Origin of the sequence: Streptomyces glaucescens (assembly GCF_000761215.1) — a bacterium.
In the GTDB taxonomy this organism is placed as follows: domain Bacteria; phylum Actinomycetota; class Actinomycetes; order Streptomycetales; family Streptomycetaceae; genus Streptomyces; species Streptomyces glaucescens_B.
In genome coordinates this window covers 4,734,910-4,752,380 of the sequence record NZ_CP009438.1, presented here as the reverse complement: position 1 = coordinate 4,752,380, position 17,471 = coordinate 4,734,910, and the positions used below count along the sequence as shown (strand labels likewise).

21 protein-coding genes are annotated in these 17,471 nt (G+C 72.4%); 12 read left to right on the top strand and 9 right to left on the bottom strand.

The features are described from left to right. Positions 1-84 precede the first annotated feature (84 nt). From SGLAU_RS20670 to SGLAU_RS20630, 9 genes are all read left to right on the top strand, one after another. The gene (locus SGLAU_RS20670; RefSeq protein ID WP_043503529.1) at positions 85-609 is read left to right on the top strand and encodes a 2-oxo-4-hydroxy-4-carboxy-5-ureidoimidazoline decarboxylase; all 525 of its coding nucleotides are present in this window, start codon (positions 85-87) and stop codon (positions 607-609) included. Positions 610-859: 250 nt separating this feature from the next. Next, on the top strand, positions 860-1,240 hold the full coding sequence (sdhC, locus tag SGLAU_RS20665) for a succinate dehydrogenase, cytochrome b556 subunit (RefSeq protein WP_078957807.1): 381 nt from the start codon (positions 860-862) through the stop codon (positions 1,238-1,240). Between the two features lie 5 nt (positions 1,241-1,245). Then, positions 1,246-1,722: a succinate dehydrogenase hydrophobic membrane anchor subunit gene (locus SGLAU_RS20660; protein WP_043503524.1), complete on the top strand. Its 477-nt coding sequence runs from the start codon at positions 1,246-1,248 to the stop codon at positions 1,720-1,722. Between the two features lie 19 nt (positions 1,723-1,741). Next, a complete protein-coding gene (sdhA, locus tag SGLAU_RS20655; RefSeq protein ID WP_043503522.1) occupies positions 1,742-3,496 on the top strand; it encodes a succinate dehydrogenase flavoprotein subunit in 1,755 nt (584 codons plus the stop codon). Beyond that, on the top strand, positions 3,496-4,257 hold the full coding sequence (locus SGLAU_RS20650; RefSeq protein ID WP_043503518.1) for a succinate dehydrogenase iron-sulfur subunit: 762 nt from the start codon (positions 3,496-3,498) through the stop codon (positions 4,255-4,257). The genes sdhA and SGLAU_RS20650 overlap by 1 nt, the downstream gene beginning before the upstream one ends. 250 nt (positions 4,258-4,507) lie before the next feature. Continuing rightward, a complete protein-coding gene (locus tag SGLAU_RS20645) occupies positions 4,508-4,918 on the top strand; it encodes a VOC family protein (RefSeq protein ID WP_043503516.1) in 411 nt (136 codons plus the stop codon). A gap of 131 nt (positions 4,919-5,049) precedes the next feature. Next, positions 5,050-5,457 carry a hypothetical protein gene (locus SGLAU_RS20640; protein ID WP_043503515.1) on the top strand — a complete coding sequence of 136 codons (408 nt, stop codon included), beginning with the start codon at positions 5,050-5,052 and terminating at the stop codon, positions 5,455-5,457. Positions 5,458-5,486: 29 nt separating this feature from the next. Next, on the top strand, positions 5,487-5,975 hold the full coding sequence (locus SGLAU_RS20635; RefSeq protein ID WP_043506862.1) for a thiol-disulfide oxidoreductase DCC family protein: 489 nt from the start codon (positions 5,487-5,489) through the stop codon (positions 5,973-5,975). A gap of 31 nt (positions 5,976-6,006) precedes the next feature. Continuing rightward, positions 6,007-6,750: a TetR/AcrR family transcriptional regulator gene (locus SGLAU_RS20630; RefSeq protein ID WP_043503512.1), complete on the top strand. Its 744-nt coding sequence runs from the start codon at positions 6,007-6,009 to the stop codon at positions 6,748-6,750. 31 nt (positions 6,751-6,781) lie between these two features. On the opposite strand, the gene SGLAU_RS20625 is transcribed toward SGLAU_RS20630, so the two are convergent. The 3 genes from SGLAU_RS20625 to SGLAU_RS20615 form a co-directional block, all read right to left on the bottom strand. Next, positions 6,782-7,186, bottom strand: a complete 405-nt coding sequence (locus tag SGLAU_RS20625; RefSeq protein WP_043503511.1) for an ATP-binding protein — start codon at positions 7,184-7,186, stop codon at positions 6,782-6,784. A 138-nt stretch (positions 7,187-7,324) separates the two neighbouring features. Further along, positions 7,325-8,650, bottom strand: a complete 1,326-nt coding sequence (locus tag SGLAU_RS20620) for a metallophosphoesterase (protein ID WP_043503510.1) — start codon at positions 8,648-8,650, stop codon at positions 7,325-7,327. Positions 8,651-8,701: 51 nt separating this feature from the next. Further along, positions 8,702-8,941, bottom strand: a complete 240-nt coding sequence (locus tag SGLAU_RS20615; RefSeq protein WP_043503508.1) for an SCO4848 family membrane protein — start codon at positions 8,939-8,941, stop codon at positions 8,702-8,704. A 91-nt stretch (positions 8,942-9,032) separates the two neighbouring features. On the opposite strand from SGLAU_RS20615, the gene SGLAU_RS20610 reads away from it, so the two are divergent. Next, complete coding sequence (locus SGLAU_RS20610) at positions 9,033-10,346, top strand: D-alanyl-D-alanine carboxypeptidase family protein (RefSeq protein ID WP_043503506.1); 1,314 nt, start codon at positions 9,033-9,035, stop codon at positions 10,344-10,346. Here SGLAU_RS20610 and SGLAU_RS20605 read toward each other — a convergent pair. From SGLAU_RS20605 to SGLAU_RS20590, 4 genes are read right to left on the bottom strand one after another with little or no spacing between them, the layout of a single operon-like run. Beyond that, a complete protein-coding gene (locus SGLAU_RS20605; protein WP_043503505.1) occupies positions 10,300-11,205 on the bottom strand; it encodes a YihY/virulence factor BrkB family protein in 906 nt (301 codons plus the stop codon). The two genes, SGLAU_RS20610 and SGLAU_RS20605, sit on opposite strands and share 47 nt — an antisense overlap. Further along, positions 11,193-11,693: a GtrA family protein gene (locus tag SGLAU_RS20600; protein ID WP_412556243.1), complete on the bottom strand. Its 501-nt coding sequence runs from the start codon at positions 11,691-11,693 to the stop codon at positions 11,193-11,195. The genes SGLAU_RS20605 and SGLAU_RS20600 overlap by 13 nt, the downstream gene beginning before the upstream one ends. After that, a complete protein-coding gene (locus SGLAU_RS20595) occupies positions 11,687-12,688 on the bottom strand; it encodes a decaprenyl-phosphate phosphoribosyltransferase (RefSeq protein WP_052413837.1) in 1,002 nt (333 codons plus the stop codon). The genes SGLAU_RS20600 and SGLAU_RS20595 overlap by 7 nt, the downstream gene beginning before the upstream one ends. Before the next feature lie 10 nt (positions 12,689-12,698). Beyond that, positions 12,699-13,250: a phosphatase PAP2 family protein gene (locus SGLAU_RS20590; RefSeq protein ID WP_052413836.1), complete on the bottom strand. Its 552-nt coding sequence runs from the start codon at positions 13,248-13,250 to the stop codon at positions 12,699-12,701. 133 nt (positions 13,251-13,383) lie between these two features. Here SGLAU_RS20590 and SGLAU_RS20585 point away from each other — a divergent pair, with 133 nt between their 5' ends. Both SGLAU_RS20585 and SGLAU_RS20580 read left to right on the top strand, forming a co-directional pair. Then, positions 13,384-14,739, top strand: a complete 1,356-nt coding sequence (locus SGLAU_RS20585) for an FAD-binding oxidoreductase (RefSeq protein WP_043503504.1) — start codon at positions 13,384-13,386, stop codon at positions 14,737-14,739. Positions 14,740-14,747: 8 nt separating this feature from the next. After that, positions 14,748-15,503, top strand: coding sequence for a decaprenylphospho-beta-D-erythro-pentofuranosid-2-ulose 2-reductase (locus SGLAU_RS20580; RefSeq protein ID WP_043503503.1), 756 nt, complete (start codon positions 14,748-14,750; stop codon positions 15,501-15,503). Positions 15,504-15,540: 37 nt separating this feature from the next. On the opposite strand, the gene SGLAU_RS20575 is transcribed toward SGLAU_RS20580, so the two are convergent. Together SGLAU_RS20575 and trpS are read right to left on the bottom strand one after the other, a co-directional pair. After that, the gene (locus SGLAU_RS20575) at positions 15,541-16,116 is read right to left on the bottom strand and encodes a 2'-5' RNA ligase family protein (protein ID WP_043503502.1); all 576 of its coding nucleotides are present in this window, start codon (positions 16,114-16,116) and stop codon (positions 15,541-15,543) included. 237 nt (positions 16,117-16,353) lie between these two features. Continuing rightward, positions 16,354-17,367 carry a tryptophan--tRNA ligase gene (gene trpS / locus SGLAU_RS20570; RefSeq protein WP_043503500.1) on the bottom strand — a complete coding sequence of 338 codons (1,014 nt, stop codon included), beginning with the start codon at positions 17,365-17,367 and terminating at the stop codon, positions 16,354-16,356. Between the last annotated feature and the right edge of the window lie 104 nt (positions 17,368-17,471).

Below are 17,471 nucleotides of genomic sequence, written 5' to 3'. Positions count from 1 at the left end.
AAATTCGGGCATGCGTCGGACACACCGGGACCACTCTCGATAACGTGAGGGCACAACTTTCACACCTTCCTTCGAGGACTCACGCTGCCCGCGCACCGTCTCCCCGACCGGCTCGCCATACCCGGACAGTCCCGCGGCACCTGTGCCCCGCTGGACGCCTTCAACACCGCCCCCGCCGAATCCGCCCGGCGCGCGCTCCTCACCTGCCTGCACAGCCCCCGCTGGGCCGACCGCGTCACCGCCCACCGCCCCTACCCGGACCTGCCCTCCCTCCTGGCCGCCGCCGACGAGGCGGCCTACGACCTGACACCGCGGGAGGTGGCGCAGGCGCTGGCGAGGGAGTCCCTGCCGCACCTCCCGCCCGGAACGTACGAGGCCGCCCACACCGCGCTGAACGCGGCCTGCGCCGCCTACGAGGCGAAGTTCGGGCATGTCTTCGTCATCTCCGTGAAGGGCGTGTCGCCCGGCGAGGCCCTCGACCACGTCCTGACGGCGATCCGGTCACGATTGGCCAACGATCCGGAGGACGAGCGCCAGGTGACGGCGGAGGAACTCCGGCGCCTGGCGAAGGGGCGCCTGGTGGAGCTGGTCGCGCACGCGGGGCCGTGACCGGCGTGCGGCTGCCGCCGTACCGCGCCCGACCAGGCACAACGGCACCCGCCCTGCGCACGGCGGGCAGCTCACCGCAAATGCCGCAAACCTCACCCGTACGCGTGCCAGTTTGATCACACCGACAGGCCCCGTGTAAGCGCCACAGGCAAGCGTCGCTACGATGCTGGGGGCCGGTGGACCGTACCCGGCCGGGCCCGTCCGACACCGAAGCCGGCAGGCCCCAATCCCGCTCCCGGAGGGTTCTTCCGTGCCGGCTGGAACGCTGTACCGCGGACGGGAAGGAATGTGGTCCTGGGTGGCTCACCGAGTCACCGGCGTCCTCATCTTCTTCTTCCTGTTCGTGCACGTGCTGGACACCGCACTCGTCCGTGTCTCCCCCGAGGCGTACGACAAGGTCGTAGCCACCTACAAGACGCCGATCGTCGCCGTGCTGGAGTACGGCCTCGTCGCCGCCATCCTCTTCCACGCGCTCAACGGCCTCCGCGTCATCGCCGTCGACTTCTGGTCGAAGGGAACGCGCTACCAGAAGCAGATGCTCTGGGCCGTCGTCGGCATCTGGGTCGTGCTGATGCTCGGGGCGATCTACCCCGTCCTCGGCCACGCCGCTCGTGAACTGTTCGGGAGCTGACGCCCATGTCCACCACTGAGACCACCGCTTCCGGCGTCGGCCCCGTCGAGGGCGGCCACAGCGTCGACAACCCCGCGCCCTACATCGAGGCGCCGCGCAAGCGCACCAAGAAGACCCCGAGGTCGACCCGGGGCAACTTCGAGATGGCGGCCTGGCTCTTCATGCGCCTGTCCGGCGTGGTGCTGGTCGTCCTGGTCCTCGGCCACCTGCTGATCCAGCTCGTGCTCGACGGCGGCGTCTCCAAGATCGGTTTCGCCTTCGTGGCCGGCCGCTGGGCCTCCCCGTTCTGGCAGGTCTGGGACCTGCTGATGCTGTGGCTGGCGATGCTGCACGGCGCCAACGGCCTGCGCACGGTCATCAACGACTACGCGGAACGCGCGAACACCCGGCTGTGGCTCAAGGGCCTGCTCTACACCGCCACGGTGTTCACCATCCTGCTGGGCACGCTGGTGATCTTCACCTTCGACCCGAACATCCGCTAGGCACGGGGCTGCGAGAATCATGAAGATCCACAAGTACGACACCGTCATCGTCGGCGCCGGTGGCGCCGGTATGCGCGCGGCCATCGAGTCGACGAAGCGCAGCCGCACCGCCGTGCTCACCAAGCTCTACCCCACCCGCTCCCACACGGGCGCCGCGCAGGGCGGCATGGCCGCCGCGCTGGCCAACGTGGAGGAGGACAACTGGGAGTGGCACACCTTCGACACGGTCAAGGGCGGTGACTACCTGGTCGACCAGGACGCCGCCGAGATCCTCGCGAAGGAGGCCATCGACTCCGTCCTCGACCTGGAGAAGATGGGCCTGCCGTTCAACCGGACCCCGAACGGCACCATCGACCAGCGCCGCTTCGGCGGTCACAGCCGCAACCACGGCGAGGCCCCGGTCCGCCGGTCCTGCTACGCGGCCGACCGCACCGGCCACATGATCCTCCAGACGCTGTACCAGAACTGCGTCAAGCACGGCGTGGAGTTCTTCAACGAGTTCTACGTCCTGGACCAGCTGATCACCGAGGTGGGCGGCGTCAAGAAGTCCGCCGGTGTCGTCGCGTACGAGCTGGCGACCGGTGAGATCCACGTCTTCCAGGCGAAGTCCGTGATCTACGCCTCCGGCGGCTGCGGCAAGTTCTTCAAGGTGACCTCCAACGCGCACACGCTGACCGGTGACGGCCAGGCGGCCGTGTACCGGCGGGGCATCCCGCTGGAGGACATGGAGTTCTTCCAGTTCCACCCGACCGGCATCTGGCGCATGGGCATCCTGCTGACGGAGGGCGCCCGCGGTGAGGGCGGCATCCTCCGCAACAAGGACGGCGAGCGCTTCATGGAGAAGTACGCGCCCGTCATGAAGGACCTGGCGTCCCGTGACGTCGTGTCCCGCTCCATCTACACCGAGATCCGGGAGGGCCGCGGCTGCGGTCCCGAGGGCGACCACGTCTACCTGGACCTCACCCACCTGCCGCCGGAGCAGCTGGACGCCAAGCTCCCGGACATCACCGAGTTCGCGCGGACCTACCTGGGCATCGAGCCGTACACGGACCCGATCCCGATCCAGCCGACCGCGCACTACGCCATGGGCGGTATCCCGACCAACGTCGAGGGTGAGGTCCTGGCGGACAACACCACCGTCGTCCCGGGCCTGTACGCGGCCGGCGAGGTCGCCTGCGTCTCGGTGCACGGCGCCAACCGCCTGGGCACCAACTCGCTGCTGGACATCAACGTGTTCGGCAAGCGGGCCGGCATCGCGGCGGCGGAGTACTCGCAGAAGGCGGACTTCGTCGAGCTGCCGGAGAACCCGGAGGCGTTCGTCGTCGAGCAGATCGAGCGGCTGCGCAGCTCCACCGGCAACGAGCGGGTGGCCGAGCTGCGCCGCGAGCTGCAGGAGACCATGGACGCCAACGTCATGGTGTTCCGCACCGAGCAGACGATCAAGACGGCGGTCGAGAAGATCGCCGAGCTGCGCGAGCGCTACAAGAACGTGGCGATCCAGGACAAGGGCAAGCGGTTCAACACGGACCTGCTGGAGGCCATCGAGCTGGGCAACCTGCTCGACCTGGCCGAGGTCATGGCGGTCTCCGCCCTGGCCCGCAAGGAGTCCCGCGGCGGTCACTACCGCGAGGACTACCCGAACCGTGACGACGTCAACTTCATGCGCCACACCATGGCGTACCGCGAGGTCGGCGCCGACGGGTCCGAAACCGTCCGTCTCGACTACAAGCCGGTCGTCCAGACCCGCTACCAGCCGATGGAGCGTAAGTACTGATGGCTACCCCTGTTCTGGACAAGGTCGGGGCGGACTCCGCCGCCTCCCCGTACATCACCGTCACCTTCCGGGTCCGCCGGTTCAACCCGGAGATCTCGGCGGAGGCGACCTGGGAAGACTTTCAGCTGGAGATCGACCCCAAGGAGCGCGTCCTCGACGGGCTGCACAAGATCAAGTGGGACCTGGACGGCACGCTGACCTTCCGCCGCTCCTGCGCCCACGGCATCTGCGGCTCGGACGCCATGCGGATCAACGGCAAGAACCGTCTGGCCTGCAAGACGCTGATCAAGGACATCAACCCGGAGAAGCCGATCACGGTCGAGCCCATAAAGGGCCTGACGGTCCTGAAGGACCTGGTCGTCGACATGGAGCCGTTCTTCCAGGCGTACCGGGACGTGATGCCCTTCCTGATCACGAAGGACACCAACGAGCCGACCCGTGAGCGGCTCCAGTCGGCCGAGGACCGCGAGCGCTTCGACGACACCACGAAGTGCATCCTGTGCGCCGCCTGCACCACCTCGTGCCCGGTGTTCTGGAACGACGGCCAGTACTTCGGCCCGGCCGCCATCGTCAACGCGCACCGCTTCATCTTCGACTCGCGTGACGAGGCGGGCGAGCAGCGCCTGGAGATCCTCAACGACAAGGACGGCGTCTGGCGCTGCCGCACGACGTTCAACTGCACGGACGCCTGCCCGCGCGGTATCGAGGTCACCAAGGCGATCCAGGAAGTGAAGCGGGCGCTGATCACGCGCCGCTACTGATCCTCGGGTCGACCCTTTCCGGGCCCCGTCTCCCCCTGGGGAGGCGGGGCCCGCGTCGTCCCCGGGCCGGCCCCGGCCGGGCTCCGCCGGAGCGGGCAGCCGCAGGGGCGCCGCGCGGTGCGCCCGGGGCCGTTCTCGCGGCTTCGCGCGGGCGCCGTCTCGGCGAACGTCACCGCTGCCGGGCGGGCGTCGGTGCGGGCCGCCACCGGCAATGCCGGGATCCGGCCGCCTTCCGCCCTATTCTGACGGTATGTCAGACGACCAGTCGTACGAGCTGCTCGGCTTCGACAACGTGCTGCTGCCCGTCGGCGACCTCGCCGAGGCGGTGACGTTCTACGAACGCGCCGGGTTCACGACCGCCTTCCGGCTCGACGAGGCCGGCATCGCCCTGCTGAAGGTGGGGGGCGAGACCCCGGGCCTGCTGCTGCGCAGGGAGGAGGGGTTCGGGCACCGGCCGCCGCCGTGGCCGTCCCCGCGGGTGTGGCTGGAGGTGCCGGACGCCCGGGCCGCCGCGCGGGCACTGGCCCACGCGGGCATCACGCCGCTGGAGGAGCCCGCCCCCGTAGCCACCGGCTGGACGGTGGAGATCGCCGACCCATGGGGCAACGTCCTCGGGTTCACGGACTACGGCAAGCGGCCGGAACTGGGGCGCCGGCCCTGAGCGGTCCGCACGGCACCGGTGCGGCGCGGGTCACACCGACGGTGCGGCCCCCCTTGGTTGAACACGTTCAAAAACAGGTCTAGAGTCTGCCCTGTCAGCGTTTTGAACGCGTTCAAGAAAGGGTGGGGGACATGGACCGTACGGTCGTCGCCTACGTCATCTACCTGCTGGTGAGCATCGCCCTGACCGTCTGGGTGGCCCGCACGCTGAGCCGCAACGGGCGGGTCTTCCTCGCCGATGTGCTGCACGGCAACGAAAAGCTCGCCGACGCCGTCAACCACCTCCTCGTGGTCGGCTTCTACCTGGTCAACCTGGGCTTCGTGGCCCTCTACCTGGGCGACGAGGAGACCGTCACCGACACGCGCGGGATCTTCGAGGCGCTGTCGACCAAGCTGGGCGTGGTGCTGCTGGTGCTGGGCGTCATGCACCTGGGCAACGTGTACGTGCTCAACCGCATCCGGCGGCGCGGGGTGATGGAGCGCGAGCAGCTCCCGCCGGTCCCGCCGCAGGGCTGGGCCGCCCCCACGGCCGGGGCGTGAGCGCGGTGACCACCGCCGCGGGGGGAGCCGTGACCACCGCCGCGGACCGGGACGCCTCGCGCGTCCCGGTCCGCCGGCTCACCGTCCTGTACGACGCCGAGTGCGGTCTGTGCGCCTTCCTGCGCGACTGGCTGGTGCGGCAGCCGCAGCTGGTCCCGCTGGAGCCGCTGCCCGCGGCCTCCGCCGAGGCCCGGCGGCGCTTCCCCGGCCTGGACCACGGCGCCACCCTCGACGAGATCACCGTCGTCGGGGACGCCGGACAGGTGTATCAGGGGACGGCCGCGTGGATCGTGACGTTGTGGGCGCTGCGCGAGCACAGGGGACTCGCGCATCGCCTCAGCACCCCGACGGGGGCGCTGCTGGCCAGGGGCGCGGTGCTGGCGGCGGCGAAGTGGCGGGGTGCGCGGTGGGGCGGGGAGGCCTACCGCCGCGCGGACGGGTGGGTGTACGACCCCGGCTCCGGCTGGAGGCACCACCCGCCCGGCTGCGCCGGCGGGGCCTGCCCCACCGGTCGGTAGGCCGCCCGGGCACTGACTAGGCTCTCCTACCGTGCCTGCCATGAACGACACGCCCGGTGCGGGCGACCCGCCCAGCAAGTCCGAGCAGACCCGTGCGCTGATCCTGGAGACGGCAATGCGGCTGTTCCAGGAGCGCGGCTACGACAAGACGACCATGCGGGCCATCGCCCAGGAGGCCGGGGTCTCGGTCGGCAACGCCTACTACTACTTCGCCGGCAAGGAGCACCTGATCCAGGGCTTCTACGACCGGATCGCCGCCGATCACCAGGCGGCGGTCCGGGAGATCCTGGCCCGGGAGAGCGACCTGGAGGCGCGGCTGGCGGGCGTGCTGAAGGCCTGGCTGGACGTGGCGTCGCCCTACCACGAGTTCGCGGTGCAGTTCTTCAAGAACGCCGCCGACCCCGACAGCCCGCTCAGCCCGTTCTCCCCCGAGTCGGAGCACGCGCGCGAGGAGGCCATCAGCGTCCACCGGGACGTGCTGGCGGGCGCGACGAAGACCAAGGTGCCCGAGGAACTGAGGGATGCCCTGCCCGAGCTGATGTGGCTGTCCCAGATGGGCCTGTGCCTGTACTGGATCTTCGACCGCACCGAGGGCCGGGAGCGCAGCTACCGGCTCGCCGAGCGCGGGGCCCGGCTCACCGCGCGGGGCGTGTCGCTGGCCCGGTTCCGGGTGCTGCGCCCGCTGGTGCGGGAGGTCCACGAGCTGTTCACCGACTTCCTGCCGGGCATGACCCGGGCGCTGCCCGACCCCGGCCGCAAGACGGCGGGTTCCTGACCGGCGCACGCCCGCGCACACCGGTTCGCGCTCAGGAGTGGGCGGGGGCGATCAGGGCCCACACGGTCTTCCCGTGGCCGCCCCGGCTCCACACGCCCCAGGCGGCGGCGACGTGCTCCACCAGGTGCAGGCCCCGGCCGCTCTCCTCCCAGGGCTCCGGCGTCCGCATCCGGGGGGCCGCCCGGCCCTCGTCGGAGACCTCCAGGAGACAGGAGCCGTCGGCCAGCGCGGTGACCGCGACCTCGAACTCGCCCTGCGCGTGGGGCCCGTGGCGCAGGGCGTTGGTGGCGAGTTCGGACACCAGCAGCGCGGCGTCGCCGAGCGCGGGGTCGTCCGGGCCGTGCCCCCAGGCGGCCAGGTGGTCCCGCACCCGGCGCCGGGCGAGGCCGACGGAACCCGGGTGCCGGGGCAGCCGGAACGCGTAGCGCCTCATCACTGCCGCTCCTCACCCCCCTCACACCTCTGACACATGGTGCGGTGCCGGGCGGTCGCCCGGTGCGGGTTGGGCGGATGCGGCGGTGCGGTGGTCGGGTGTGCCATCGAGATCAGGCCATGGTTCGCTCGGAGCGCGCGGTCACGCCCGGCGGGACGCCAGCTCCACCACGGTGATGTCCGAGGGGGCTCCCACCCGGGTCGGCGGCCCCCACGCCCCCGCGCCGCGGCTGACGTACAGCTGGGTGTCGCCGTACCGCTCCAGGCCCGCCACGGTGGGGTTGGCGGCGGACGCCAGCAGGCTGCCGGGCCAGAGCTGGCCGCCGTGGGTGTGGCCGGAGAGCTGGAGGTCGACGCCGTGCTCCACGGCGTCGTGGATCTGCACCGGCTGGTGGGCGAGCAGCACGCACGCGCGTGCGGTGTCCCGGTCGCCGAGCGCCCTGCCGAAGTCGGGGCCCTGCCCCTCGCTCTCGCCGGCCACGTCGTTGACGCCCGCGAGGTCGAAGAAGGGCAGCTCGGTGCGGTCGTTCTCCAGCGGGCGCAGGCCCAGCCGCCGCACCTCCTCGACCCACTGCTCGGCGCCGGAGAAGTACTCGTGGTTGCCGGTGACGAAGTACGCCCCGTGACGGGCCCTCAGCTCGGCCAGGGGGGCCGCGGCGGGCCCGAGGTCCTTCACGCTGCCGTCGACGAGGTCGCCGACGACCGCGATCAGGTCGGGCTGGGTGGAGTTGATCGTGTCGACGACCTTCTGGGCGAAGCCGCGGCCGAGCACCGGACCCAGGTGGATGTCGCTGACCACCGCGATCCGGAAACCGTGCGCCCCGCGCGGGAGCTTGGCGAGCGGGACGGTGACCCGCTTCACCCGCGGGCCGCGCAGCACTCCGTAGGAGCCGTAGCCGACCGTGCCGACGGCCGCCGCGGCGGCGGCACCGGCCACCACCCGGGAGACGAAGAGCCGGCGGGAGGGAGCCGCGGGGGCGGGCGGCCGGGCCCCCTCGGTCGCCTCGGCGCTCCGCGTGCCCGCGGTCCCGTCCGTTCCCTGCGCCGTCCCGGGCTCGTCCGGTGTACCGGCGGCCTCCGGCTGTGCGGGGGGCGCGCCGGTCGGTATCGGCTCCGGCTGCCTGGCCCCGGCCGCCGCGGGCGTGCGCGCGCGGTCCCGGCGTTCCAGGAGGCGGCGCAGCACCGGCCGCACCACCTCACCGGCCAGCAGGGCGAGCAGCAGGTACATCGACAGGGCCAGCCAGAGGAACCCCGGCCAGGCGAGGGTGCGCTGGAGCCAGAACGGGGCGCCGGCCCGTTCGGCGACCAGCGCGCCCACCGCCAGCAGCCAGCCGCCCGCGATCAGCGCCGCGCCCGCGCGGCGGACCGCTCCCGGGGCGCGGGTGGTGTCGCGGAACAGGCGGCGCCACAGGTACCAGTTGCCCGCCACGAGGACGCTCACCGTGACGAGCAGGAAGACGATCACCATGCCGTTGCTCTCTCCTGGAGGGCGGGGAGGGGGGTCGTGGTCCGGCGGCCGCTATGACGTACGGCGCAGTGCGCGCAGTCCGCGCAACCCGATGACCCCGATGGCCGTCCCCAAGAGGAAGGAGACGACGGCGAGCAGCAGGTGCACCCAGAAGTACGCCGTCGGGCGACCGTCGTCGAACGCGAGCCCACTGCCGTCCTTGATCAGGTTTTTGACGAAAGTGACCCAGATGACCCAGCTCCACACCCCGAAGGCGAGCAGGAACCAGGAGATCGGGCGGCTGAGTTTCATGCGTTCAGTATCGCCGCCCGGTGGCCGGTTCCCCGGCCGGGGTGGAGAGGGGGGTGGGACTTCCGCGCGGCGGCCCTGTACGTTCTCGCTCGTGCCCGCACCCCAGAAGACCGTCAGGCGGTCCCTGCTGGTCGCTTCCGCGACCCTGCTGTCCCTCTCGCTGACCGCTCCCGCCGCCCTCGCCGCCCCGTCGCCCGGCCCGTCGGCGAGCGCGAGCCCCGGCGCCGCCCGGTCGGCCGCTCCCCCGGCGAACATGTCGACCGTCGGCGGGACGCGGCTCGGGCAGCCGGGCACCCAGGTGAACCTGGCGAGCGGGGTGCCGGTGCTGCCGAAGGACGTCACCGCGCGGTCGTGGATCGTCGCCGACGCCGAGTCCGGCGAGGTGCTGGCCGCGCACAACGCGCACTGGCGGCTCGCCCCGGCCAGCACGCTGAAGATGCTGTTCGCCGACACCCTGCTGCCGAAGTTCCCCAGTTCCATGACGTACAAGGTCGCGCCCGAGGACCTCGCGGACGTCGGCGCCGGCTCCAGCCTGGTCGGCATAAAGGAGGACGAGACCTACACCGTCCACGACCTGTGGCTCGGCGTCTTCCTGCGGTCCGGCAACGACGCGGTGCACGTGCTGTCCGCGATGAACGACGGTCTGGACAAGACCGTCCGGGAGATGAACGAGCACGCCGAGGAGCTGCAGGCCCTCGACACCCACGTGGTCAGCCCGGACGGCTACGACGCACCCGGACAGGTCTCCTCCGCCTACGACCTGACCCTGATCGCCCGCTCCGGGCTGCAGAAGAAGGACTTCCGGGAGTACTGCTCCACGCTGACCGCCAAGTTCCCCGGCGAGACGAAGAAGAACAAGAAGGGCCGCACGGTCCGCGAGACCTTCGAGATCCAGAACACCAACCGGCTGCTCACCGGCGACTACGACATCACCCAGTACCAGGGCATCGCGGGCGTCAAGAACGGCAACACCACCAACGCCGGCGCCACCTTCACCGGGGTCGCCGAACGTGACGGCAGGGTGCTGCTCGTCACGGTGATGAACCCGCAGAAGGACGAGCACAACGAGGTCTACAAGGAGACCGCGCGGCTCTTCGACTGGGGTTTCCAGGCGGCCGGGAAGGTCGAGCCGGTCGGCGAGCTGGTGCCGCCCAGGGGCGCCGTCCGGTCCGACGGCCGGCCGGGTGCCACGGCCACCGCCCCCGCGGACACGGGTGAGGCCGGCGGCGCCGCGGCCGGCGGTACCTCCAGGGCGCCGGTGGCGAGCGCCGCGACCGAGAGCGGCTCCACCGGCATGGGGATCGCCCTGGGGATCGCGGGCGGGCTGCTGGTGCTGCTCGTCGGGGGCACGTTCCTGGTCAACCGCCGCTGGCCGCTGCCGGACCTGGTGCGTCGCCGGCGGTGATCCCGGCCGCCCGCTTGCCGGGCGTCGCCGTCCAGGCGGCGCAGAACAGCACCAGCTTGCAGGTGAAGTTGATCCACAGCAGCAGGGCGACCGGCACGCCGAAGGCGCCGTACATGCTCTTCGCGGCCACGCCCTGCACATAGCCGCTCAGCAGCAGCTTCAGCAGCTCGAAGCCGATCGCCCCGACCAGCGCGCCGACCAGCAGCCGGTGCCTGCTCGGTTCGACGCCGGGCAGCAGCGACAGGACGTACAGCAGTACCAGGAAGTCGGCGAGGACGGCCACGGCGAACGCGGCGATCCGCAACAGCGCGCTGCCCCAGCCCTGTTCCTCCAGGCCCAGGTGGCGGGCGGTCCAGCCGACCGCCGCCGAGGCGACCGTGGAGGCGACGAGGGTGACCAGGACCGCGCCGCCGAGCCCGACCAGGACTCCGCCGTCCTTGACCTTGCGCAGGATCGGGTTCTCCTCGTCGTCGGGCAGTTCCCACACCGCCCGCAGGCACTCCCGCATCGAGCCGACCCACCCGATGCCGGTGAACAGCAGCAGGGCACCGGCGATGATCCCGACGGTGCCCGCGTTGTGGACCAGCCCGGCGATGTCGAGCTGGTCGGAGATGCCGGGGATCTGCTCGGCGATCCGGTCCTCCAGCTCCTTCTGCCGGTCGGTGCCGAGCGTGGCGGCGGCGATCGCGGCCGCCACGGTCAGCAGCGGGAACAGCGCCACGAAGCTCGTGAACGTCATCGCCGCGGCAAGCCGGGTCCAGTGCACGCGGTCCAGCCGCTCGTAGGAGCGCCACGCGTGCGTGGTCATCAGCCGTGCGGCCCACGGCCCGACGACCGGAAGGTTCTTCAGCCAGTCCATGATCCGACCCCGCCCTCGCTGCGGAACACCCATGTCCGGGTGCCCCAGAACCGGACGATGGTGGCCAGCGCCATCCCGATTCCCGCGCCGGAGACGGTGTCCGCGCGCTGGGAGGTGAGACCGAGGCCGTAGTGGCTGACGGCGAGGCAGAGGAGCTGGACGAGGGCGCCGGCCGCGTTGACCGCGAAGAACGCCGCGTACCGGCGCCAGGGGGTGCCGCCCGCGCGGTCCCGGTAGGTGCCGAGCGCGTTGCCCGCGTACGCCACCGTGCAGCCGGCCAGGAAGGAGAGCGCCTTTGCGGTGAGGGGGTCCGTGGCCACGGGGCCGCGCAGCCAGCTGAACAGGGCCAGGTCGGTGGCGTAGGCGAGCAGGCCCACGGCGGCGAAGGAGAGCAGTTCCCGGGAGCGGAGGGGGGCCCGGGAGCGGACGTCACGGCGGGTGGCGAGCGGGGGCCGGGCGCCCGTGCGGGAGGTCGCCCGGGTCACCAATCGGCCACCGCCAGGCCGTACATGGCGAGCCACACCAGCCCGATGACGGCGAGCGCGCGGTCGCGCAGCACCACCTCCTCGGGTTCGCCCGCCGTGCCCCGGTCGGCGAACACGGCGTAGCGCAGGACCGCCAGGATGAAGGCGACCATCGACAGCTGCCGCCACGGCAGCAGCCCGGTGTGCGGGTCGCCGCCCTCCTCCAGCGCCCACAGGCAGTACGCCAGCACGGCGACCCCGGCGGCGAGCTGCCACACGAAGCGGAGGTAGCCGGTGGTGTACTCGGTGAGCAACGCGCGCGTGGCGCCGCCCTTCCCGGCCATCTGCACGGCCTCGGAGTACCGCTTCGCCGAGACCATGAACAGCGCCCCGAACCCGGTCGTGATCAGGAACCACCGCGAGAGCGGGATGCCGAGCGCGAGCCCGCCGGCCATCGCCCGCATCAGGAACCCGGTCGTGACGACGGCGAGATCGACGACAAGGACGTGCTTGAGGCTCACGCAGTACGCCAGCTGCATGCCGAGGTACGCCGTCAGCAGCGCCGCGACCGACGGCGAGGTCAGCCAGGCCGCGGCGGCCGGGGCGAGGACGGCGAGCGTGCCGCCCACCGCGTAGGCGGCCGGCACGGGGACCTGCCCGGCGGCGACCGGGCGGTGCCGCTTGGTCGGGTGGGCGCGGTCGGCGTCCGCGTCGCGCGCGTCGTTGATCAGGTAGACCGCGGCGGCACACGCGGTGAACAGCGCGAAGACCACCGCCAGTTCGGCCAGGGCGGGCGGGGAGAAGAGCCGGCCGGCGGCCGCGGGGGCGGCGACGACCAGGATGTTCTTGATCCACTGCTTGGGCCGCGCGGTCCTGACCAGGCCGCCGAGGAGGCTTCGCCTGCGCGGCCGTTCGGGGGGCCGGGGGCGGGGCGGGCGCCGCTCCCGCAGGGCGGTGTCCGGGGCGGGTGCGCCCTGCGCCGGGGCGGCGGTCCCCGCAGAGCGCGTGCCGTTCGTCATGGGCGCGGCCTCAGTCATGGGCACCTCCCGCCGTCTCACACGCGGCACCGCGCACGCCCCGCCGGACCCAGCGGGCCCCCGCGCACGCCGTCAGCGCGCCCAGTGCCGCGCCGGCCGCCACGTCGGAGGGGTAGTGGACGCCCAGGACCAGGCGCGACAGGCACATCGCGGCGGCGAGCGGCGCGACCGCCCGTGCGCCGAGGGCGCCGAGCGTGCCGTAGGCGACGGCCGCGGCGGCGGCGGAGGTGGCGTGGGAGCTGGGGAAGGAGTGCCGCCCCGCGGTGCGCACCAGGGGCTCGACGTGTACGGGGCGCGGACGGCGCACGATGCGCTTCACCCCCATGCTGGTGAGGTGCGCGCCCGCGATGAGCGCGGTTCCGCGCAGCCAGGCACCGCGCCTCGTCCGGTCCGCGGCGGCTCCCACGAGACCCGCCGCGAGCCACAGCGCCCCGTGCTCACCGGCCCGGGACAGGGCGCGCGCGCCGGCCGCGACGCGCGGGTCGGAGCCGTGGGCCCGGAGCGCCGAAAGGATTCGGTGGTCCATGTCGTCGAGGTCGTCCATGTGGACTCACTGTTCACGCCGATCCGGCTGGAACTACGGCAATATTGAGCGACATCCCATTAATCACCCATTTCGGGGAGGGGCGGGATGTTCCCGAACCGATCGCGTGCATACGGGCGATACGGTCACCGACATGCCTGCCGAGACCGTATCCGTCACGGGGTGGGGCCGCACCGCTCCCACCACCGCCCGTCTCATCCGCCCACGGACGTACGAGGAGGCCGTGGCGGCCGTCCGGGGCTGCGGGGCCCGCGGAGGCATCCCCCGGGGCCTGGGACGGGCGTACGGGGACGCGGCGCAGAACGCGGGCGGCGCGGTGCTCGACATGACCGGCCTGGACCGGATCCACGCGATCGACGCGGCGGACGGCACCGTGCTGTGCGACGCGGGCGTCTCCCTGCACCGGCTGATGCAGGTCCTGCTGCCGCTCGGCTGGTTCGTGCCGGTGACCCCCGGCACCCGCTACGTGACCGTCGGCGGCGCGATCGGCGCCGACATCCACGGCAAGAACCACCACGTCTCCGGGTCGTTCTCCCGCCACGTGCTGTCCCTGGAACTCCTCACCGCCGACGGCGGCGTGCGCACCGTGGAACGTGACACCCCGCTGTTCGACGCGACCACGGGCGGCATGGGCCTGACCGGGGTGATCCTCACCGCGACGATCCGGCTCCACCCGGTCGAGACGGCGCTGATGCAGGTCGACACCGAACGCGCGGCCGATCTCGACGACCTGATGGCACGGCTGACCACCACCGACCACCGCTACCGCTACTCCGTCGCCTGGATCGACCTGCTGGCACGCGGCGCGGCGACCGGCCGCGCGGTGCTCACCCGCGGCGACCACGCGCCCCTGGAGGCACTGCCGAAGGCCGCGCGTGCGCGCCGGGACCCGCTCGCCTTCCGCCCGTCCCGGCTGCCGGCCGCCCCGGCCTTCCTCCCGGAGGGCCTGCTCACCCGGCGGACCGTGGGCCTGTTCAACGCGCTCTGGTACCGCAGGGCACCACGCGCGCGTGCCGGTGAACTGCAGAGGATCCCCGCGTTCTTCCACCCCCTGGACGGCGTGCCGCACTGGAACCGCGTCTACGGGCGGAGCGGCTTCGTGCAGTACCAGTTCGTCGTCGGGTACGGCCGGGAGGAGACCCTGCGCCGGATCGTGCACCGGATCTCCGAACGCCGCTGCCCGTCCTTCCTGGCCGTCCTCAAACGCTTCGGGGACGCCGACCCGGGCTGGCTGTCCTTCCCCGCTCCCGGCTGGACCCTGGCCCTGGACATCCCGGCCGCGCTGCCCGGCCTCGACGCCTTCCTCGACGGACTCGACGAGGAGGTCGCCGCCGCGGGCGGCCGGGTCTACCTCGCCAAGGACTCCCGGATGCGGCCCGACCTGCTCGCCGCGATGTACCCGCGGCTGTCCGACTTCCGCGCCCTGCGGCAGGAGCTCGACCCGCGCGGGGTGTTCATGTCCGATCTCGCCCGCCGACTCACCCTCTAGGAGCCGCCGTGAAGGACGCCTTCGGCCTCCCCCAGTCCCTGCTGATCCTCGGTGGCACGTCGGAGATCGCCCTGGCCACCGCCCGGCGGCTGATCACCCGCCGGACCCGCGCGGTGTGGCTGGCGGGCCGCCCCTCGCCCCGCCTGGAGCAGGCCGCCGAGGGCCTGCGCGCCCTGGGCGCCGACGTGCGCACCGTCGCCTTCGACGCCCTCGATCCCGAGTCGCACGAGGCGGTCCTCGGCAAGGTCTTCGCCGAGGGCGACGTCGACATGGTGCTGCTCGCCTTCGGCATCCTCGGCGACCAGGCCCGCGACGAGCGGGAGCCGGCGAACGCGGTGCGCGTGGCGCAGACCAACTACACCGGCGCGGTGTCGGCCGGCCTGGTCAGCGCCCGCGCGCTGCAGACCCAGGGCCACGGCTCGCTGGTGGTGCTCTCCTCGGTCGCCGGTGAGCGCGCCCGCCGCTCGAACTTCATTTACGGCTCCAGCAAGGCGGGCCTGGACGCCTTCGCCCAGGGCCTCGGCGACGCGCTGCACGGCACGGGCGTCCACGTCATGGTCGTACGCCCCGGATTCGTCCGCTCCAGGATGACGGCGGGCCTGGACGAGGCCCCGCTCGCGACGACGCCCGAGGCGGTCGCGGCGGCCGTCGAGGGGGGCCTGCGCCGCCGCGCGGAAACGGTGTGGGTGCCGGGGGCGCTGCGCCTGGTCATGTCGGCGATGCGGCACGTGCCGCGGGCGGTGTTCCGCCGGCTGCCGGTCTGAGCCGCCCCTCCGGGGCCGGTGACCGCGCGGGGACCGCTCAGTGCAGCGTGCCGTGCTCCGCCGGGGCCGACGCCTGCGGCGGCACGACCGTGGTGCCGAAGGCGAACTCCCGCAGCTTCCGCCACACCCCGTCCGCGCCCTGCTCGTAGAGCGCGAAGCCGGTGCACGGCCACTCGGCCTCGTAGTCGGCCAGCTCCTCGTAGGCCCGGTCCATCGCCGCGTCGTCGATGCCGTGCGCGACGGTGACGTGCGGGTGGTACGGGAACAGCAGCTCACGGGCGACCGGGCCGGAGGCGTCGCGGACCTGCTTCTGCAGCCAGGTGCACGCCTCGGCGCCCTCGGCCACCCGGACGTAGACGACCGGTGACAGCGGACGGAACGTCCCGGTGCCGGACAGCCGCATCGGGAACGGCCGTCCCGCCGCCGCGACCTCCGCGAGGTGTTTCTCGATCGCGGGCAGCAGCGCGGCGTCGACCTCGGTCGGCGGCAGCAGGGTGACATGCGTGGGGATACCGTGAGCCGCGGCGTCGCCGAAGCCCGCGCGCCGCTCCTGGAGCAGGCTGCCGTGGGGCTCCGGGACCGCGATCGACACACCGATCGTTACGGTCCCCACGTCGTCTCCTGTCGTCGTGTCGGTACGTCTGCGAGGGGCGGACGGCCGCGCGTGCGGCCGTCCGGCTATCGACTGTACGGCCACGGCCCGGCCGTGGGCAGGCGCAGCCGTAGTGATGTGCAGCGCTGTGCGGGGCGCGGACCGGACCGGACCATCCGCGCACGCCCCGCACGCGGCGCGGCACTCCGCCTCGTACGCGGCGCACCGCGCGCCGCGCACCCGGCCAGGTGCCCCGGTTCAGTGCTTGGCCGGCAGGAAGCCCACCCGGTCGTAGGCCTGGGCCAGCGTCTCGGCGGCGACGGCGCGGGCCTTCTCCGCGCCCTTGGCCAGGATCGAGTCCAGCGTCTCCGGGTCGTCCAGGTACTGCTGGGTGCGCTCCCGGAACGGCGTCACGAACTCGACCATCACCTCGGCGAGGTCCGTCTTGAGCGCACCGTAGCCCTTGCCCGCGTACTTCTCCTCCAGTTCCCCGATGCCCGCCCCGGTGAGGGTCGAGTAGATGGTGAGGAGGTTGCTGACGCCCGGCTTCTCCACCGCGTCGAAGCGGACGACGGTGTCGGTGTCGGTGACCGCGCTCTTGACCTTCTTGGCGGTGGTCTTCGGCTCGTCGAGCAGGTTGATCAGGCCCTTCGGCGTGGACGCCGACTTGCTCATCTTGATCGCCGGGTCCTGGAGGTCGTAGATCTTCGCCGTCTCCTTGAGGATGTACGGCTTCGGGACCGTGAACGTCGGGCCGAAGCGCCCGTTGAAACGCTCCGCCAGGTCGCGGGTCAGCTCGATGTGCTGGCGCTGGTCCTCGCCGACCGGCACCTCGTGGGCCTGGTAGAGCAGGATGTCCGCGACCTGGAGGACCGGGTACGTGAACAGGCCGACGGAGGCCCGGTCGGCGCCCTGCTTGGCGGACTTGTCCTTGAACTGCGTCATGCGGGAGGCCTCGCCGAAGCCGGTGAGGCAGTTCATCACCCAGCCGAGCTGCGCGTGCTCGGGGACGTGGCTCTGGACGAACAGCGTGCAGCGGTCCGGGTCGAGCCCGGCCGCGAGCAGCTGCGCGACGGCGAGCCGGGTGTTGGCGCGCAGCTCCTTCGGGTCCTGCGGGACCGTGATCGCGTGCAGGTCGACGACCATGTAGAACGCGTCGTGGGACTCCTGCAGGGCCACCCACTGGCGGACGGCGCCGAGGTAGTTGCCGAGGTGGAACGAGCCTGCGGTGGGCTGGATTCCGGAGAGCACGCGGGGTCGATCAGAGGCCATGCCCCCCATTCTCTCAGGTCTCGGCGGGCGGTCCGGAACTGGTGCGCAACAGGTCGGGACCGATCCGTCGCCGGCGGTGTGACGAGGGAGTGCGGCCGCGTGGC